General features: G+C 43.1%; 18 protein-coding genes. 13 read left to right on the top strand and 5 right to left on the bottom strand.

What is annotated here, in order from left to right; translation table 11 throughout:
• The first annotated feature begins 49 nt into the window (after positions 1–49).
• Positions 50–1,345 carry an adenylosuccinate synthase gene (locus BMX79_RS04235; protein WP_091479524.1) on the top strand — a complete coding sequence of 432 codons (1,296 nt, stop codon included), beginning with the start codon at positions 50–52 and terminating at the stop codon, positions 1,343–1,345.
• Positions 1,346–1,408: 63 nt separating this feature from the next.
• Here the strand turns inward: BMX79_RS04235 and BMX79_RS04230 are convergent, their stop codons facing one another.
• Together BMX79_RS04230 and BMX79_RS04225 are read right to left on the bottom strand one after the other, a co-directional pair.
• Entirely contained in the window at positions 1,409–2,077 is a 669-nt protein-coding gene (locus BMX79_RS04230) for a potassium channel family protein (RefSeq protein WP_091479522.1), read from the bottom strand.
• A gap of 13 nt (positions 2,078–2,090) precedes the next feature.
• On the bottom strand, positions 2,091–3,479 hold the full coding sequence (locus BMX79_RS04225) for a TrkH family potassium uptake protein (RefSeq protein WP_091479519.1): 1,389 nt from the start codon (positions 3,477–3,479) through the stop codon (positions 2,091–2,093).
• A 240-nt stretch (positions 3,480–3,719) separates the two neighbouring features.
• Between BMX79_RS04225 and BMX79_RS04220 the strand changes: the two genes are divergently transcribed.
• On the top strand, positions 3,720–5,174 hold the full coding sequence (locus tag BMX79_RS04220; protein WP_091479515.1) for an alpha-amylase: 1,455 nt from the start codon (positions 3,720–3,722) through the stop codon (positions 5,172–5,174).
• A gap of 508 nt (positions 5,175–5,682) precedes the next feature.
• Here BMX79_RS04220 and BMX79_RS04215 read toward each other — a convergent pair.
• Both BMX79_RS04215 and BMX79_RS04210 read right to left on the bottom strand, forming a co-directional pair.
• A complete protein-coding gene (locus BMX79_RS04215; RefSeq protein WP_091479513.1) occupies positions 5,683–6,219 on the bottom strand; it encodes a YtxH domain-containing protein in 537 nt (178 codons plus the stop codon).
• 9 nt (positions 6,220–6,228) lie between these two features.
• Positions 6,229–6,729, bottom strand: coding sequence for a DUF948 domain-containing protein (locus BMX79_RS04210; protein WP_091479511.1), 501 nt, complete (start codon positions 6,727–6,729; stop codon positions 6,229–6,231).
• Positions 6,730–6,906: 177 nt separating this feature from the next.
• Between BMX79_RS04210 and BMX79_RS04205 the strand changes: the two genes are divergently transcribed.
• From BMX79_RS04205 to BMX79_RS04175, 7 genes are all read left to right on the top strand, one after another.
• Entirely contained in the window at positions 6,907–7,419 is a 513-nt protein-coding gene (locus BMX79_RS04205; RefSeq protein ID WP_170230955.1) for a PTS sugar transporter subunit IIA, read from the top strand.
• Positions 7,420–7,537: 118 nt separating this feature from the next.
• A complete protein-coding gene (gene yycF, locus BMX79_RS04200) occupies positions 7,538–8,251 on the top strand; it encodes a response regulator YycF (RefSeq protein WP_091479505.1) in 714 nt (237 codons plus the stop codon).
• Between the two features lie 6 nt (positions 8,252–8,257).
• Entirely contained in the window at positions 8,258–10,123 is a 1,866-nt protein-coding gene (walK, locus tag BMX79_RS04195) for a cell wall metabolism sensor histidine kinase WalK (RefSeq protein ID WP_091479503.1), read from the top strand.
• Complete coding sequence (locus BMX79_RS04190) at positions 10,120–11,436, top strand: YycH family regulatory protein (RefSeq protein ID WP_091479500.1); 1,317 nt, start codon at positions 10,120–10,122, stop codon at positions 11,434–11,436. The genes walK and BMX79_RS04190 overlap by 4 nt, the downstream gene beginning before the upstream one ends.
• Complete coding sequence (locus tag BMX79_RS04185) at positions 11,426–12,283, top strand: two-component system regulatory protein YycI (protein ID WP_091479498.1); 858 nt, start codon at positions 11,426–11,428, stop codon at positions 12,281–12,283. Before BMX79_RS04190 ends, BMX79_RS04185 begins: the two co-directional genes overlap by 11 nt.
• A gap of 98 nt (positions 12,284–12,381) precedes the next feature.
• Positions 12,382–13,194, top strand: coding sequence for an MBL fold metallo-hydrolase (locus BMX79_RS04180; RefSeq protein ID WP_091479496.1), 813 nt, complete (start codon positions 12,382–12,384; stop codon positions 13,192–13,194).
• 791 nt (positions 13,195–13,985) lie between these two features.
• Positions 13,986–15,182: a S1C family serine protease gene (locus BMX79_RS04175; RefSeq protein ID WP_091479494.1), complete on the top strand. Its 1,197-nt coding sequence runs from the start codon at positions 13,986–13,988 to the stop codon at positions 15,180–15,182.
• 446 nt (positions 15,183–15,628) lie between these two features.
• Here the strand turns inward: BMX79_RS04175 and BMX79_RS04170 are convergent, their stop codons facing one another.
• Positions 15,629–16,051, bottom strand: a complete 423-nt coding sequence (locus BMX79_RS04170; RefSeq protein WP_091479491.1) for an organic hydroperoxide resistance protein — start codon at positions 16,049–16,051, stop codon at positions 15,629–15,631.
• A gap of 122 nt (positions 16,052–16,173) precedes the next feature.
• Between BMX79_RS04170 and BMX79_RS04165 the strand changes: the two genes are divergently transcribed.
• The 4 genes from BMX79_RS04165 (at position 16,174) to BMX79_RS04150 (ending at position 19,548) form a co-directional block, all read left to right on the top strand.
• Entirely contained in the window at positions 16,174–16,599 is a 426-nt protein-coding gene (locus BMX79_RS04165) for a MarR family winged helix-turn-helix transcriptional regulator (protein WP_091267074.1), read from the top strand.
• Between the two features lie 12 nt (positions 16,600–16,611).
• Entirely contained in the window at positions 16,612–17,091 is a 480-nt protein-coding gene (rlmH, locus tag BMX79_RS04160) for a 23S rRNA (pseudouridine(1915)-N(3))-methyltransferase RlmH (protein WP_091479490.1), read from the top strand.
• Positions 17,092–17,227: 136 nt separating this feature from the next.
• Positions 17,228–18,067, top strand: coding sequence for a hypothetical protein (locus tag BMX79_RS04155; RefSeq protein WP_091479487.1), 840 nt, complete (start codon positions 17,228–17,230; stop codon positions 18,065–18,067).
• 173 nt (positions 18,068–18,240) lie between these two features.
• Positions 18,241–19,548 (top strand): SIR2 family protein, encoded by a 1,308-nt coding sequence (locus tag BMX79_RS04150; RefSeq protein ID WP_091479485.1) that lies wholly within the window; start codon positions 18,241–18,243, stop codon positions 19,546–19,548.
• Positions 19,549–19,830: the final 282 nt, after the last annotated feature.

Genomic DNA, 19,830 nt, shown 5'->3' with positions numbered 1-19,830 from the left:
GAACGGGGGATTCTCTTTTTTGTTGGAAAATTATAGAAGAGGTGGATAAATGACATCGGTCGTAGTAGTAGGGACACAATGGGGAGACGAAGGAAAAGGAAAGATCACTGATTTCCTGAGTGAAAGTGCAGAGGTTATCGCACGTTATCAGGGAGGAGACAATGCCGGACATACCATCAAGTTCGATGGGGTCACATACAAGTTGCATCTGATTCCTTCAGGTATTTTTGCACAGGATAAAATCAGCGTCATCGGCAATGGTGTAGTCATCAATCCCAAGTCACTGGTTAAAGAACTGAAGTATCTGCATGACAGAGGAATTTCGACAGATAATTTGAGAGTATCCGACCGCGCACACGTCATTCTTCCTTATCACATCAAACTGGATCAGCTTCAGGAAGATGCCAAGGGTGATGACAAAATCGGCACAACGATCAGAGGGATCGGTCCTGCCTACATGGACAAAGCGTCCAGAGTGGGTATCCGCATTGCGGATCTGCTGGACAAGGATATCTTCAGAGAACGTCTGAAAATCAACCTAGCTGAGAAAAACTCATTCTTTACCAATGTTTATGGTTCAGAAGCCCTTGATTTTGACGACATATTTGAAACCTATTATGCATACGGACAGCAGTTCAAGCAGTATGTCTGTGATACATCTGTGGTCCTTAATGATGCACTGGATGGCGGCAGACGCGTGCTGTTTGAAGGCGCACAAGGGGTTATGCTGGATATCGACCAGGGAACGTATCCATTTGTAACGTCTTCCAACCCTGTAGCTGGAGGCGTAACAATCGGGAGTGGTGTCGGCCCATCTAAAATCGAAAAAGTCGTGGGAGTATGTAAGGCCTATACATCTCGTGTTGGAGACGGCCCGTTCCCGACTGAACTGCATGATGAGATCGGTCAGCAGATCCGGGATGCCGGAAATGAATATGGCACGACAACTGGACGTCCGCGACGTATTGGATGGTTTGACAGTGTCGTCATGCGTCATTCCAAACGTGTATCTGGGATTACCAATCTGTCTCTGAACTCAATAGATGTTCTGTCAGGCTTGAAAACTGTCAAGATTTGTACAGCTTACGAGCGTAATGGAGAAAAGATCCTTCACTATCCTGCAAGTCTGAAAGAGCTGGGTGAATGTCAGCCGATTTATGAAGAACTGCCGGGATGGGATGAAGATGTCACGGGATGCAGAACGTTAGAGGAACTGCCTGAGAATGCACGGAACTACATCCGTCGTGTGTCTGAACTGACAGGCGTACGTATTTCTACATTTTCTGTCGGACCGGATCGCGATCAGACTAACATTCTTGAAAATGTCTGGGCACCAGTTAACTAAGCTTAATAATAAAGAAACAGCCTGTGTGAACTTCTTCCGTTCACGCAGGCTGTTTCTATCTGTTTATTTTAGCTGATCCGTGTAGTCCAGGTGCTCAAAGGTGTCAGGCTTACCAATGGCAACGATGAAGCTGTCAGGTCTGATTTTCTCTTCTGGTGGTACATTGATCGATAATGGACCATCTGGAGAGGATTTCATACCAATAACATTGATTTTATACTTCTTACGTAAATCCAGATCTTTCAAACTTCGACCGACCCATCTATCTGGGGCCGTAAACTCAATGATTGAGTTGTCTTCATCTAAAGTAATGACATCCAGGATATTATTGCGCATGATATTACGAGCCACTTTATCGCCCATTTCCTTTTCAGGACGGATGATTTCATCTGCACCAATTTCCAGCATGATTTCCATATGGATGCGATTTTTAGCCTTAGCGACAATCTTCTTGATTCCAAGTTTTTTACAGTTCATGATTGCCATCACGCTGGCTTCAAGGTTTGATCCGGTACCGATAACGACAACATCGCAATTCGAAAATCCGATGCTTTTAAGTAGTTCGATATCAGTAAAGTTTCCTTGCACAGCCTGCACGACATGTTCTTCCACGCGATTGACGTCTATGAGATCTTTGTCTACAGCAATGACATCATAGTGCTGTTCGCCCAGCTGTTTTGCTATAGTTGATCCGAACACTCCTAATCCAAGTACTCCAACTGTTTTAACCATTATTTATTTACTCCTATCCAATTAATATATTTCCTGTAGCATACGTCACTTCACGTTTTTTCCTGTCTCTTGTGCTCAATGCAGTGAAGATAGTGATTGGACCTAAACGTCCGATAAACATAGAAAACATGATAACGGTCTGGCTGTATCTAGATAAAGTAGGTGTCAGATCAGCAGATAATCCAACTGTACCAAAAGCGGAGACCGATTCAAAGAACAAATACTGAAGTGGAATGTGTTCGTCAAAGATCGTCATGAGAGACAATCCGATAAAGTTCAGAAGAACAAAGAGAACGACGATAACCAGGGCTCTCTTGACTATATCCATTTCCAGTGTCCGTTTTTTATAGTTCACGTTCGTTAACCCTCTCATTTCAGTACCAATGAGTTTAACAACTAATGCAACGGTAGAGGTCTTTGCTCCACCAGCCGTTCCACCAGGGGATCCACCAATAAACATGAATACTGTAAAGACAACAATGGTGAACATATGAAACTGAGTCAGGTCAACTGTGGCAAAACCGGCCGTTCTAAGCGTGACAGCCTGGAAAAAGGTTGCCTGCAGTCGTCCAAGAGGAGACAGATCACCGAGAGATCCTGTGTGGAACCACTCAGCTAATATGATGATCAGCATGGCCGCTACAATCAGCCAGAAAGACCATTTGATGACGAGTCTGGTGTGAAGCTTCAAGCGTCTGTATGTGCCTTTAAAATCAAGCCAGCTGCGGACAGCGATGAATTTTTTAAAGTGTTTGGCTACATCGAACCAGACTGAAAATCCGATTCCGCCGAGAATAATTAGAATAGGGATGACAATGTTAACGATAGGCGTTTCGACAAACTGCTGCAGACTGGTTGTTCCTAAGTTATCAAATCCGGCATTGTTGAAGGCTGAGATAGCCAGGAAAATAGAAGTAAACAGGCCTCTTCCCCATCCAAAAGCGGGTACCATATAAAAAGCAAGAAAAAAAGCACCAACGGCTTCGATAAGGGTTGTATACTTGACGACAGATATTAAAAAGTTTTTAAACCCCATCCGGTCACTTCTGTTCAACGCCTGCTGAAGAGTGACTTCCTCTTTCATACTGACTCGTCGCCCGAGCTGCAGAATAATGGCAGATACTATAGTGATGATCCCCAGACCCCCGAGTTTGATCAGAGCCAATACAACAATTTGTCCGAACAGATTATATGTATGGGCAACGGGTACGGTAAAAAGTCCGGTGACAGCGACCATTGATATAGCGCCGAATAAATGATCAAAGTAAGTCGCCTGAGAACTGTCAAGCTGACTGATAGGTAATGCCAATATTAGAGAACCGGCAAACATGACAAATGCAAAACTGATGACGATTTTAATCGGAATCGGCCAATTAGAAAATCGACTTAAAAGTGCTCTCATTAAAGAAACAATCCTTCCTGCCAAAAATATAAATATCAGAACAGAGCAATGTCTGATTCGTGAATAGCTTGATTTTACCTTTCTGTTACTGTAAAAACAAGGGATTTAACAAACTTCTTTAAGATTAGGATGAAAGCTGTGACAAAGGGGTTTCATTTGTTAAAAATTGAAATCAAAGGTAAAATTAAAGGATACAGTGTGTCTTTAGTTAAAAAGACAGCTTAAAGGGGAGAAATAACGATGAATGGAACAATGATGCAGTACTTTGAATGGGATTTGCCGAATGATGGCAAGCACTGGAAACGACTGAAAGAGGACGCACAGCACCTTAACGAAATTGGAGTAACAGCTGTTTGGATCCCTCCTTGCTTTAAATCAGTCGGCCAGGATGATGTAGGGTATGGCATCTATGATCTGTATGACTTAGGAGAATTCGATCAGAAGGGAACAGTCCGCACCAAGTATGGGACCAAGGACGAACTGCTGGAAGCAATCGAGGCACTGCACGAACAGGGGATTCATGTCTATGCCGATGTGGTTCTAAACCATAAAGCCGGTGCAGACGGCACTGAACGGTTCGAAGCCACACCTGTCGATCCGGAAAATCGTCACGAGGCCATAGGCGATACACGCGAAATCGAGTCCTGGACGTATTTCAACTTTCCTGGAAGGGAAGGCAAGTATTCTGACTTTGAATGGCACTGGTACCATTTTTCAGGGGTGTCAGAAGACACCATTACAGAAGAACAAGGCATCTACAGAATCGAAGGAGAAGACAAGGGTTGGGCGCCGGATGACAACGTCTCTACTGAGTTCGGTAATTTTGACTACCTGATGTTTGCAGATATCGACTACAGTCATCCTGAAGTCGTTGAAGAAACGAAAAAATGGATCCACTGGTTCATTGAAGAAACAAACATTGATGGCATCAGACTGGATGCGGTGAAACATATAGACAGCCAGTTCATGAGAGAACTGATTGAAGATGTCAGAGAAGTGCATGGCGAGGAGTTCTTCTTTGTAGCGGAATACTGGCATCAGCGCTATAAATATCTGGAGGAGTATCTGGAAGAACATGACTATTCCATCTCCATGATGGATGTCCGTTTCCACTATGCGCTTCATGAAGCATCCAAGCAGCACAATGAATTCGACTTGAGACGTCTTCTGGACGGTACGCTTTACAAGACGAATGCTGAACAGGCGGTCACTTTTGTTGAGAATCACGATTCTCAGCCGGGGCAGTCTCTGGAATCGTATGTCGAGCCGTGGTTCAAACCTCTGGCATACGGCTTCATTCTATTAAGCTACTACGGCTACCCGTGTGTATTCTATAGCGACTATTATGGATATAAGGGAGACGTCGACTACGATGGATGTCGCAGAGAAATTGAGTTGCTTCTTAAAGCGAGAAAAGATTACGCGTACGGCGAACAGTACAATTACCTGGATCACGGCAACTGTATCGGTTTTACCCGAACAGGAAACGACGAGCATCCTGAAGGGTGTGCGGTCATCATGTCCAATGGCGACGAAGGATTCAAGGAGATGGCTGTTGGCGAACTGCATGCACATGAGGTCTATGTCGACCTGATGAATAACAGAGATGAAGAAATCGAAATTGATGAAGAAGGGAAAGCCACTTTCCCTGTCAATGCAGAATCCATTTCCGTATGGGTCAGAAAAACAGAATAATAAGAGAGAAGCCGGAGAAGTCAACAGATGATTTCTCCGGCTTTTTTATGGGGTAAAGAGAAAAAGAACATAAAAGGAAAAGGCTGAAGAAAAATTCTCCAGGAGAATTTTTCAGTCCGTATTGAGTTGAGTTTTCTGAATAGAATGAGACGGATGTCTCATATCTTCAAGTTGTGAGGTGTTCGGTACGACTGAAACTTGTCCAGTGCCTCATAACGCCGATTTGTGAGGCATTGAAGTCCTCTTACGTCTTGCGAATGGTTCATATCCGTGTATATGGCACATTTGGCTCGTCTGAGATTCCTCCAATGTGCAAAATACTGATTTATGCCCCATTGGTAACGAAATAATTGATGCGAATGGTCTATAAAATGATATATGGACCATTCGTCCCCGAAATCCAGATACAACCGGCCCCGACAATACAGGCATCCACCTCAAAACAATCAAAAAAAGCACCGGACTGCAGTAATCTGCAGCCAGGCGCTTTATCTCTAACTCTATTCTATTAATTGTTCGGATTTGTTTTATGAGAAGCGTCTTCTTCGTCAGCTAGATTGTCTTTATCCAGCTGGAAATCTTCATCATCTGACAGATAGTTGTCGTGAAGAGCTTCATCTACTTTATCCTTAGGTATTGCCTGATCCTGTTCCGGTTCAAGCGGTGTATCCTTCACATCACCGGTCTTGTCGTCTGCATACATTGCGTGACTGGCAGCTGCGGGATCCACGACGGTGTCATCCTGCTTCTCAGCTTCGCTTCTTGCCAGATCTCTTTCGATTTCTTCGATCGTCTGGCTGAGCTTAGCCTGTTTGGCATCCAGTTTAGCTTGTTCAGATTCCAGTTCTCTTTCTGCTTCCATATAAGACGCTTTGAAGTCATCCACTAATTCATGGGCTTTTTCTTCCCCGGAGTCTTTCAGTTTCAGCGCTTCCTCTTTAAGGTCCTGGCGGAAAGCTTTTCCTGGTTTCGGTGCAAGCAGCAGAGCAGTAAAGGCTGATGCGGCACTCATTAATACGGCTTTAGTTAGACTTACTTTTGGCATAGATGTCTCCTACCTTTCGATTTCAGTTAACTGATGATTGACTACAGCGGGCAGCTGATCAGCATGTCCAGTTTTATGCCGCTGTTTCTGTTTATCGACCGTTTTCCTAAAAGCCAGTTTGAATGTTTTGGCTAAACGGGGTCCATCTGTCTTCAATTCCTTGTAGCTGTTTTCAGCGATGCCTTTTGAATACTCATCTCCGTGTTCTTTCAGGTACATGAGAGATTCGGAAAGACTGGCTGCACTGTCTGAAAGTTCGTCAAAATTTTGAATCTTGATCTCTGCAACGTTTTTGGTGTTATCGACACGAGCCATGATATGGTCAACTTTTTCCTGCATGACTTCTGCTTCACGCGTGAAATGGTCGATGTGTCCATTAACCACTTCCTTGGTGTCTTCGATGTTTTTCAAAGTCGGTTTCATTTTCTTCATAGCTAAAAAGCCCATGAGGATCAGAACTACGAGTGACACACCTAAAATGACGAGAGAAAGGATATATCCTAAATCCATTTTGCCCCTCCTTTACATATGCTGCCTGTCGGCGGTTTTATATAAATAGAATACCACGAAGACGAATGAAGACCAACCAAAACGCTATTTTCAAAAGACATTGCTTGAAATGGCTTTAATTGTTAGAATAGTAGCATCTACAGTGCAGTTTGTTATTGAATGAAAAAGGAGAAAACTATGGGGAATCAACCAGCTGAATATGGAGAACAAGAAAGCAGTGAATCGGCTCATACGATGGACGTGTCCGCGGTAACCGATGGAGAGGTTATCACTATTGAAGAAGTGCCGGATGAGCTGTTTTCAGCGAAGATGATCGGTGATGGATATGCAATCATTCCGTCATCAGATACAGTGTATGCACCGGTAAGCGGCAAGCTGATCGAGGTAGCCGATGCAAAACATGCTTACTATATAGAAACCGAAGAAGGAATCAAGGTACTGATTCATATCGGTATCGATACTTTACTATTGAACGGTGAAGGCTTCACGACTTACGTTAAACGGAATATGACTGTTGAAAAAGGACAGATACTGGCCGAGTTCGACAAGCAGTTAATTGAAGAAAGAGGGTTCCAGCCGGTTATTCCGGTCATCATTCTTGACCACCCGTCTGTCTCATCTCTGCAAATCAGACCGGCTAAAGCGGTCAAAGCCAACGACTCGGTCGCACTGACCGTTCATCTGGTTTAAGCAAAGGGATCAAAGATTCACCTAAAATTGAACCTGACCTTCAGGTGCGGTATAATCTAGAGGAACAGATTCTATGTTTTTGATTGAGCAAGTAAAATGTTTCTGAGGAGGAACGTCTTTGAAAAAAATATTAGTTGTCGACGATGAAAAGCCGATTTCAGATATAGTGAAATTTAATTTAGAAAAAGAAGGATTCGAAGTCGTCACCGCATATGATGGTGAAGAGGCAGTAGAAAAAGTGGAAGAGGAAAATCCGGATCTGATTGTTTTAGATCTGATGCTTCCAAAAATGGATGGCCTGGAAGTCTGCCGTGAAGTACGTAAGACAAGAGACACACCGATCATCATGGTGACAGCGAAAGATCAGGAAATCGACAAAGTCCTTGGTCTGGAACTGGGTGCAGATGACTATGTGACTAAGCCATTTTCCAACCGTGAACTGGTTGCTCGCGTAAAAGCGAATGTCAGACGTCAGTCGTCTATTCAGAGCAGTGAGCCGGTCAAGGAAGAAACCAATGACATCGAAGTTGGCGATCTGACTGTCCACCCGGATGCCTATATCGTATCCAAACGCGGAGACACGATCGAACTGACTCACCGTGAATTTGAGCTCCTTCATTATCTGGCTAGACATATCGGTCAGGTCATGACTCGTGAACACTTGCTGGAAACAGTATGGGGATACGACTACTTCGGAGATGTCAGAACCGTCGATGTGACCGTCAGACGTCTACGTGAGAAAATCGAAGACAACCCAAGTCACCCGACGTTCTTAGTAACTCGACGAGGAGTAGGCTATTATTTAAGAAGTCCTGAACAACAGGAGAAGTAGTGATTTATGAAGAAAAAAATCAGATTTTATCAGTCTATCAATACAAAGATCGTCTTTGTCATAGTCTTATTACTAGTATTCGCCCTGCAGCTAATCGGGGCGAATTTTATTACCCAGATTGAAAGACAGCTGGTCGCCAATTTCCAGGAAGACAGACAAGTTCAGATGAGCTTTCTGGAAAGTGCGATTCTGCCTTTGCTTGAACTTGAAGCCAATAACAATGAAGACAACGAAGTGGATCCCGTCCAGGAGATCAACAGCCTGCTGGCCGACTTTTCAGGCAGCGGCATCACGGATCTTCAGGTCGTCAATGATGATCTGGTCGTCGTCGGAACCAGTGACAGTACCCAGCAGAACATCATTGGGCAATTGTCAGATGATGGGGATTTAAGACATGCGATGTTTTCCGAATCAACGGTACCTAGACAGGTGATTGATCCGGTAACGAACAACCGCAGATGGAAAGTGGTCGAACCCGTCTTTGCAGAAGCGGATGACGGACAGTTTCTCGGCGCTATCTTAATGGAAAGTAACATTGAATCGGTCTATGCTCAGATTTCTCAAATTACGTGGATATTTCTTCAGTCCAGTGCAGTCGCAATTATTCTATCTTTAGTTCTGGCTAATATGGTATCCCGTGCACTGACTAAACCGATCAAGGAGATGCAGATCCAGACCCGTCAGATCGCTGATGGGGACTATTCAGGAACGCTGAAGGTCTACGGCGAAGATGAACTGGGACAGCTTGCAGGTCTGATCAATGACTTGTCTGACGACGTAGCTGAGGCTCAGGAGTCCATCGATGCGGAAAGACGCCGTCTGAACAGTGTCCTTACCCATATGACAGATGGGGTTGTTGCAACCGACAGACGTGGAAAAATCATCATTATCAATGATATGGCCCAGACGATGCTGGAACGAACGGATGAAGAAGCCATTGGAGAAAATCTATTATCCGTATTGAATGTTGAAGAAGAAATTACGCTCCGGACGATTCTTGAAAAGCAGGATGATGTCCTTGTCAATGCAAGCGAAGGCGGCGTAGCGACACTGCTGAGAGCTTCCTTCTCGCTTATCCAGAGGGAGTCCGGCTTCATAAGCGGAATCGTCTGTGTGCTGCACGATGTCACTGAGCAGGAACGTATAGATGAAGAAAGAAAACAATTTGTATCCAATGTTTCTCACGAGCTGAGAACGCCTCTGACCAGTATGCGCAGCTACATTGAAGCATTGGCAGACGGAGCCTGGGAAGACCCGGAACTGGCTCCTAGATTCCTGGAAGTGACGCAGAATGAAACAGACCGGATGATTCGAATGATCCAGGATCTGCTTCACCTGTCACGTATCGACTCAGGAAAGAGTTCCCTTGAACTTGAAATTGTGGATATCACCGAAATGGTCGATCATGTCCTGAACCGTTTCGATATGCTGATCCACTCAGCGGAATACGAGACGAGAAATTATCGTATTCATAAAGAGCTGATTAAAGAAGCGATCTTTGTTGAGGTGGATCCGGACCGCATGATTCAGGTGCTCGACAATATCATGAACAATGCAATCAAGTATTCACCGGATGGCGGAACCATTACTGGCCGCATGCACAAGACTGACGATGCAGTGATCATCAGCATTTCAGACGAAGGCATGGGGATTCCTAAAGCCGATCTGAACAAAATCTTCACCCGATTTTACCGTGTTGACCGTGCAAGGTCCCGTGCAATGGGTGGAAGCGGCTTGGGCTTGGCGATTTCCAAGGAAGTTGTTGAACAGCATGGTGGCCGCATCTGGGCTGAAAGTAAAGAAGGAAAAGGAACGACCTTTTATCTGTCGCTTCCTTATGTGCCATTTGAAGAGGAGGATGAGTGGGTATGACCTGGTCCCGAATTAAACATGTGCTGCTGACCGTGCTTATAGGCCTCAGCCTGTTTCTAAGCTTTCAGCTATGGACAGCCGGCGGGGAACTCAGAGAGCCTGCTTCAGGCGGAAGTGGATTCGTTCCAGCCTCCCTCGTCGACCGGACACTGACAGAGGTCTTTGCACCCAATCAGATCGTCTGGCACCGTTCAATCAATGAAAGCAAACAGAAAGCCGATGCATTCCATACAAGGGACTGGATCGAAGAGTATTTCAATACCATGAATTTTGGTGAGGTAAACAACCCTCAGCGCCTTAGTCGGCAAGCCTACCAGGATCAGCTGGCTACGGGCGAATGGGTAGAGTTCGTCTTTGATGCGCCTATTCCGTTCGGCCTGTTCGAAGAAGCTTTCGATGATCTGCCGACCGATTATGAGAACCGAATCTTCAACCGGCTCTATTTAAACCGTGAGAATATCGAGACTATCGGATTTTACGATGTAAATAATGAAATCGACTATACAGTGTCTGAATCGAATTTCACGTCGGAAATCATCAATGAGCTGCTGTTCGCCGCAAATAATCAGTTTATTGAAGTGGAAACTGTTGCTCTTGGCGACTCATTCACCTATGTATCAGCTGATGAAGTAGAAATAGAATACCATGACTATCTGGTTGAACGCCTGCCGAACAACCTGTATATCAATCAGTTCTTTGCGGACACGTCAGAGGTCGATGCCAGACGGACCGGTCAGACGACGCGCTACATCGATCTGACGACGGAAGTACGGATCAATGATGCAGTAAACACGTTGACTTATCTGAGGCAGCGGACTGACATGGGGCAGATGACTTTCAGCGAGCGTCTGCTCGGCAGTTTCCAGGAACTGAGACAAGTCGAGAACTGGACTGAAACGATCCATTACCAGCAGTACACACATGGCACCAGTGAAGTGACCTTTCAACGCTACATTCAAGGCTATCCGGTCTTCAGTACGCAGCAGCTTGAATCATCAGTCCTCATTACTGTAGTGGAAAGTGGTCTAAGCAACTTGAGAGTACCGCTGAGAGTCGTTCAGACACCTCTGACCCTAGGCGGGGAAAGCACTAAAACTCTTCCAAGCGGAGTCAGTGTCGTCGAACAATTAGAGAATACGGCACCCGGTCTGGATCCTGTACAGAATGTCAGAAAAGGGCTGACCTGGGTCCAGAGCGAAGAGGACAGTCGTGTCGTTCATTTTGAACCGAACTGGTACGTGCAGTCAGACAATGTCTGGTATGAGCTGAATCGTTACATTCAGCTGCAGGAGGAGATGCATAATGGACTTTAAGAAAATCGAAAACATCTTTCTCATGACCTTTATGCTTCTGAATATCTACCTGCTGATCAGTTTTCTGAACCGGAGCGATCTGCAGTACGCATCGACAGCTCCTGACCAGGTCAACTTGCTGAGAGAAATGGAACAGATCGGTATCGACCTGCCGAATTTGACAGAAGAAGATAGAGAAGTCTACTATGTCCAGGCTGACCGGAATAACCTGCTTGAGGAAAACAGCGATCAACTTGCGAATCAGGCCGGATCGATTGCTCAGGACGGGTCACTGTATACGAGTATCCTGTCCGATCCGATCGAAATAGAAGGGAATCCGGATGATGGCTTCACAGCAGCCGATTATGACATTCTGGATGAATTTATCACCAGCGGAGCGGTCCTTTTCGGGAACGAGTACACCTTCCTTCGTTACGATAACTCAGAGAACCGCTTTGTGTATTCACAGGCCGTTGAAGGTATTCCAGTAGCTGACGGCACGTCGGAAATCTCACTTTTTTACGGAAGCGACGGAAACATCATTTCCTACCAGCAGAGCTATGCCGGACCAATGACGACGCAAGGCAGCCCGATGGAAATCATCACTGACCGTCAGGCCGTCGAAGTCCTGTTCCAGAACAATGCCATCAGTTCCAACACAACCGTCAGACAGCCGATTCTATCCTATCAGAGGACACTCCATCTGGAGGATCTGAGTATGTACGGGCCGATATGGTATATTCCAGTTGTAGATTCCGGAGGCGAACGTATATTGAGAGTGGACGCCATTGAGCGGTCAATCATTACAGAACCGACTGAACCGGTTATTCCGGTCGATCCGGAAGAGCTGGACGACTCGGAAGAATAAGTTGGACGTTAGTGTGACGACTGCCCGTATGACCTTGCCTAGTTGCTGACAGATGGTGTAAGATGGACAATGAGTAATTGCAGGGAGAGGTAGTAGTCATGATGGAAGCAGCACAATCCGGCTTGAATATCAGTGTACTGGCAAGCGGCAGTACCGGGAATATCACCTACGTCGAATCCGGCAGCACCCGCCTTCTGGTGGACTGCGGATTCAGCGGAAAAAAAGCCATTGAATTATTAAGTAAAATAGGCAGACGACCGGAAGATCTCGATGCGATCCTGGTCACGCATGAACATTCAGATCATATCAAAGGCGTCGGTATCCTGGCGCGTAAATATGGACTGGACGTTTATGCCAATGAGAAGACCTGGAAAGCAATGGAGTCTAAACTGGGTAATCTGAAAGTTGAACAGAAGAATCACTTTTCCATCGACAAGACACTGACACTCGGGGACATTGATGTCTCCAGTTTCGGCGTCTCTCACGATGCCATCGATCCTCAATTCTACACGTTCCAGAAAGACGATAAACGGTTCGTGATGCTGACGGATACGGGCTATGTGAGCGACCGTATGCGCGACTACGTGAAAGATGCAGAAGCGTATCTGTTTGAAAGCAATCACGATGTGAGCATGCTGAGAATGGGGCGTTACCCATGGTCGCTGAAACAGCGGATCATCGGGGATAAAGGTCACTTGTCCAATGAAGACGGCGCGCTGGCTCTGGCAGAAATTGTCGGAGACCGGACGAAGCGCGTGTACTTAGGCCATCTGAGCAAGGAAAACAATGTCAAGGAAATCGCGCACTCGACTGTGGAAGACATCCTCGTCAGAAAAGACACAGGCGTCAACGACCGGTTCAGGCTGTATGACACAGATCCTGTGGAACCGTGCGACCTGTTCACCCTTTAAGAACAACTGAATATGAGTTTATCGAGTACCAGACAGTAAGGAAGACTTTCTTCCCTGCCGTCCGGTGCTTTTTTTAATGGGGTCAGATTTGAGTGCCTCAAATCTTCCGATCTTGAAGGGCTTGGTGGGTGTAGGGCGGGCTAGTTGTAGTTTGTGGTTTAGTCACTTGGCTGAGATGCCGTTAGTGGGGTGTCTAACTGTAGTTCAGGCGGTAGACGTACTGTTAAGATACCGCTAGTGGGATTCTAGTGATAGTTTAGCGTTCGTTGAATGAATAAGGTGTCATTAGAAGGGGGTTAGCGGCAGTTTAAGATCCGGAGAAAGAATAAGGTGTCATTAGAAGGGGGTTAGTGACAGTTTAGGATTCTTAATGAGAATAAGGTATAACCAGAACGGGTCTAATGGTAACTGCGAGTCTGGAAATACGTACAAGCTACACGTAGAACCAGTCTACGAGTAGTTCCAGCCTCATATTTTAGATAAGCTGAAGTTATGATGCTTATACCAGCTTACGATGCCTTAATCAAACTGACTGAAGCATTAGCAGGAAGAACAAAATAATGAAAAAGGATCAGACAAAATCGGACGTGATTTTTATGAAAATCACTCTTGCCAACCGAAGGAAAATTATTATAATTATAGGGGAAACTCTACTTCAAAAGACCGTCATAATTCTGTAATGAAGCAAATTATGATAAACTGAAGCTAACAGAAAGTATAAAGTTTTTTCACTTATTGGACAAATATAAGTGATATAGTAAACATGCTTTTATATAGTAGGAGGAACAACGATGAAAACTAAAACCAAAAAATGGTCATCATTTTTAGCACTTATGCTTACATCCTCTTTTCTTGTCGGATGTGACCTGTTAGATAACGATACAACTGAACCGGAAGAAGATACTCAAAATGGTGTAGTAGATGAAGATGGACGAGTAACCGTCTCTGAAATGCGTGTAGACGTCTCATCAGGCATCACGGATGCGGTGGATGTCATTGACGACGCGGTCGTATCGATCATCAATCTTCAGCGTATTGGTGATACACCGTGGGGATGGTACGGAGAGACAGAGACTACTGAAGAAGATGAAGAAAACCTGCTTCAGGCGGGAACTGGAAGTGGCGCCGTTTATAAAGTGGATGGGGACACAGCCTATGTCTTCACAAATAACCACGTGATCGAAGGATCGGACGCAATTGAAGTCCTGTTCAAAGACGGCACACGCATAGAAGCAACAGTCATCGGAGCGGACGTCTGGACAGATCTGGCCGTTTTATCAATCGATGCGGAAGAAGTCTCAGCGGTAGCTGAATTCGGAGATTCTGAGAATCTGACCGTTGGAGAACCGGCTATAGCCATCGGATCACCTCTTGGGACAAACTTTGCGTCATCCGTGACATCAGGCATTATTTCGGCCGTTGAACGTACTGTACCTGTCGATACCAATATGGATGGTGAGATGGACTGGGAAATGACGGCGATCCAGACAGACGCAGCTATCAACCCGGGGAACTCCGGTGGTCCACTAGTCAACATAGCCGGACAAGTTATTGGGATCAATTCAATGAAAATCTCTTCGTCTACTATCGAAGGAATGGGCTTTGCCATTCCAAGTAACGATGCTGTCGATATCATAAATCAGCTTGAAGAAGATGGAGAAGTCGTCAGACCGCTACTAGGCGTGGGAATGGTCGATTTGTCCATGGTCTCTCCACAACAGCAGCAGGCTATCCTGAATCTGCCTGAAGATATCGATGGAGGCGTCGTTGTAGCTGAAGTCGCAACAGGAAGTGCAGCCGCAGATGCCGGAATGGAAGCCAATGACGTGATTGTTTCGTTCAATGGGGTAGACGTTCAGAACGGGATCGAACTGAGACAGGAAATCTACGATACAGAAATTGGTCAGGAAGTGGAAGTCGAGTTCTACCGGGATGGTGAACTGCAATCCACAACGATCACCATGCGTAGTTCAGAAGAAATGATATAAACTGAAAATCTGGGGATACACAGCTGCTAATAGAGGGCTGTGTATTTTTTGTGGGGATAACTTTCGGGATAACCCTGTTCGGGTGTGGAAAGTGGAAAATAGAAGCCCGGTATATCAAAGATTTACTGAAAAAGTTATGCACAGCGCACAAACTAGGTGTGTATAACTTTTTTTAGGATAACAAAATGTATCTTTTAAACGCTAATGCTATAAGGTTCTATAATTTAGAGAAGAAAAAATCGAGCTGTGTAAAACTGTGCATAACTTTAAAAGTAAACTATCTACTATTTTGGTAAAAAAGAATGAATTACTCGAAAAAACGGGAACAGAGCCTGTGGATATGTGGATAACTTTGGGGATAAGTGTGGAAAGCAGGTGGAAAACTAAAAAGATCTCCCAGGGGAAGCCTGAGAGATCAAAGAGGAGAAACTGTGGATAAGAAAAGACTAGATTGCTTTAACTGTTTTCTTGACTTTAACGTTGCCTTCAATGGCACGTGAATACGGACAGACCTGGTGGGCCTGATCAACCAATTCTTCTGCTTCTTTTTGAGATACCCCTTCGATTTCAACAGCCAGTTCAACGCTTAGTCCGAAACCTTTCAGTTTCTTCTCAATGCTGACGTTAGCTGTAACAGAGGATGTCGTTTTCTTTTTAGCCTGGCGAGCAACCATCTGAAGGGCGCTGTCAAAACAAGCGGCATATCCTGCAGAAAAGAGCTGTTCCGGATTGGTCATCCCTGCTTCTTCTTTTCCGCCTAATCCTTTTGGTAAAGACAAATTTAAATCGAGTGTGCCGTCTGACGATTTGACATGACCTTTACGTCCGCCTGTCGCTGTAGATGATGCAGTATATAATGCGAGTCCCATATTTGTCACCTCTTTCCCTTTTTTAATTGATTACAATTAGATTGTACACAATTAAATTATCCGTGTCAAACTATAGGAACTTAAAAAGTAAATTGCTATAATGTAGGGAAGGAGTGAACGAGATGACATTAGACATATTAAAACTGGACAATCAGCTATGCTTTCCGCTTTACGCAGCAACGAGACAATTTACGAAAATCTACCGTCCTCTGCTGGAAAAATTCAATGTAACGTATCCGCAGTACCTGGTGCTGCTGGTTTTATTTGAAACAGACACCTTATCAGTCAAAGCACTTGGCGAAAGACTGTTTCTTGATTCAGGCACACTCACACCGATGCTCAAGCGTATGGAAGAAAGAGGACTGATCCAGCGGGCACGGTCATTTCAGGATGAGCGCGTGGTCGAAGTCAGTCTGACTGAAAAAGGAAAAGCGCTGGAGTCTGAAATCGCAGAAGTCCCTCTGGCATTTACAAAAGAAATCAAGCTTGAAGAAGAAGAGTACTTTGAAATGAAACGCATCCTGGCGAAAATTCTGGATCAGGTTTAAAAGGAGTCGGTTATGGATATCACGATAGTCTCAGTAGGAAAACTGAAAGAGAAGTATCTGAAGAAAGGCATCGAGGAATACACCAAACGACTTGGTGCCTATACAAAAATAAAAATGGTCGAAGTTCCAGACGAAAAAGCACCGGAGAATCTGAGCGAAGCAGAAATGATTCAGGTAAAGGACAAAGAGGGTGAACGCATCCTAGCCAAGATACCGGATCAGGCTTATGTCTTTGCATTGGCGATCGAATCAAAAGAACGCACCTCTGAATCTTTCGCCAAAGAAATCGAACAGCTCATGATCCACGGCAGCAGCAAGATCGTCTTCGTCATCGGTGGTTCACTAGGCCTGAGCGAAGCCGTCATGAAGCGCAGCGACACAACCATCTCATTCGGTAAAATGACTTACCCACACCAGCTGATGCGATTGATATTAGTAGAGCAGGTCTATCGCGCCTTTCGGATTATGCGGAATGAACCGTATCATAAGTGAATTAAATAATATTATTATTTGTCAGCACTAACAATACTAAAATTCAAATCCAAATATGAATTTAATATTTTTGTTTATACGAAATATATGTGAGTTTAACATACACATTTTAAATAAAAGTTATAGGAGGAGTACTATGATTTCCAAAGTAGAATTAATTATTGAATACGATAATCTCCTAGAACTATCTCAAAATGCTGAGTATAAGAAATTAGGTGAAGAAATATTAGTAGAAAAAAATATATCAACAGAATACCAAGATTTTAAAAAGTTAGTTACAGAACTTAAAAGAACAATGGTTGCTAGTGGTGCTCATCGTAATTCAATTGACATAGTTTATAATGAAGGATTTCTAACGGTTATATACAAAGTATTAAATATGCCCAAAAGCTTCAGTATTGAAGAAGCAGAAATGATAAAGAAGGTACAAGTTTCTTTTGAGGAATATTTGAAGGACTTTGAAGAAGTTAATATCACTAATAATTTCAGACGATTGACTCAGATAGATAATTCTCAAATGATTAGAATCGGTTCCCAAGGATCAAATTTATCGTTTGAAGAAACAGAAAAAATATTTAATTACTTAAATGAAAAAGAAATTAGTTACGAAATTTATCAAGGGGAATCTTCATCAGTTGAGGCAGGCGCAGGTGGAGGTTTTTCAAATATACTGATATTAATAAGTGGTGCCGCAGATGTGGTCACCATTCTAACAGCTATTAAAGGTTTGATTGGGGGAGAAGAATCTGCTATTGTTGGACAGGAAATAGATAATATGCTAGAAAAAAAAGCTAAAGAAATAATTTCTAAAAGGTTCGATGTTCACTTTAATCAAGTATTCTTTGTGGAACAAAATAACAAAAATAGCAATAAGCAATTTATTTTTAAAACAAGAATTCACAACCAATTCTATGAAGTGATTTATGATGAAAATAACAAATTAGAAAGAGTGGGACCTACTGAAAAGAAGTGTTAGATAGGGTATATCCCTAGATTGTTTAAATGAGTAAACTGATCCTATTTTTCAATATCTTAAAAAAGAATCCTCAGATTTGGTAGAAGAAGAAGTAGGAATCGAAATTATTGAAGGTAATATTCAAAAGATTGAACTGTCTCAAGATAGTTATTGGACTATTGAGGAGGTACGAAATGTGGATAGAAGGGAAAATTGACTGCAACTGTGCAATATGTCAAAATCAAAAAGAATTTGAGTTGCCTGATGAGGTTATTGAAGCAGCTAAAAATGAGGAATTAACAATTTTTTGTGGATCTGGAATAAGTACAGAATCAAGAAATGTATTACCCAACACATTCTATGAGAATATATATAACTTCTTGAAATCTGAAAAGCATATGGAAATTAATCGTGATATAAGTTTCGATAAACTAATGAGTCTATTTATAAAAGAGGTTCACAATGGTCCCAAAGAGTTAATCAAGAAGATTAGAGGTAGAATTGAATATATAAATAAATTTCCAGAACTACGTGGGACAGCAACAAGATTTCATAGAGAAGTGGCGCAGATTCCACAGATTAAAAATATAATAACAACCAATTGGGACACTTATTTTGAAGAGGAATGTAATGCGAGTCCGGTAATAAGCAATGAAGATGTTGCTTTTTGGGATACATTTGAGCGTAGAGTATTTAAAATCCACGGGAGCATAGAAAATCCTGGATCTGTAGTTGCTTCCGAGGAGGAATATGAAAATTGTTATAATAGATTAAGTAATGAACCTATTGGAGACAGACTGAAGAGTATTTTAGCTAGTGGGACTGTCGTGTTTATTGGGTTTTCATTTGGGGATAAAGACTTAAACCGTATTATTTCAATTTTGAATGAAAGATTAGGAAAATATTCCAATCAATTTTATGTTGTTACTCTTGGAGCTGCATGGGAAGAAGAAAAAAACAGCTACTTAAAACCTATTTTTACAGATGGGACATATTTTATGCATTCGTTAAAAAACGTTTTAATATCTGAAAATGAATTAATGTCTCCTGAAGTTTACTCAGTAGCTAAATTAATGTTAGACAAAATAATGCATGAACATATAGAAGTTTTAAGTCAAGATAAATATTTAGGAAATGCTTTAAAAACTTTTCCAGAATTGTTTTTAATCCACTCCTATCAAGATGGATTAATTCATGCATTTCAACAATGTCTTAATAGTATACCGTCAGGAGTATTTTTGAAACCTGATTATTTAAAAAGACACATTCAAGGTTATCAAAAGATGATCGTTGAGTATCTAGAGTATCAAAATTGGAGAAATGTATATTACTTTTTAGGATATCAGAGTGCTCTAATATCGCTTCTAATCTATCAAGAACAGGAGGAAGTGGAGTTTCCTCCATTTTATCTATATTTTAATAATCAGGAATTATCTAATTTTGAGAATATAGATAAACCTGAATTATTCATACCTCTAAATGTGGATAACTATTTCTATTAAACTCACTGCTTTTTTAGACATTTTTAAGTATTAACTGTCTATCATGCCACTTTATATCCTTCTCGATTAGATCGAAAACAAAAAGATGGAAAAAAGAGTATAAAGACCCCTTGGTCTTACAATCGTCAAAAAATTAATATGATCTTCTGGAGTAGCTAATGTAACAGAACCAACTGTTGAATATTCTCCAATATTGTCCAGAACAGTGAAGAGAAAACGTAACCTGTGGACAAGCGGACTTTTATTTTACGCGCATGTCGTGTCAGCCTTCCAGCAATGTGG

The sequence above is a fragment of the Alkalibacterium pelagium genome, from assembly GCF_900109325.1.
Lineage (GTDB): Bacteria > Bacillota > Bacilli > Lactobacillales > Carnobacteriaceae_A > Alkalibacterium > Alkalibacterium pelagium.
Note: the sequence above shows the minus strand (reverse complement) of the source record. Positions and strands in the feature narration are given on the sequence as shown.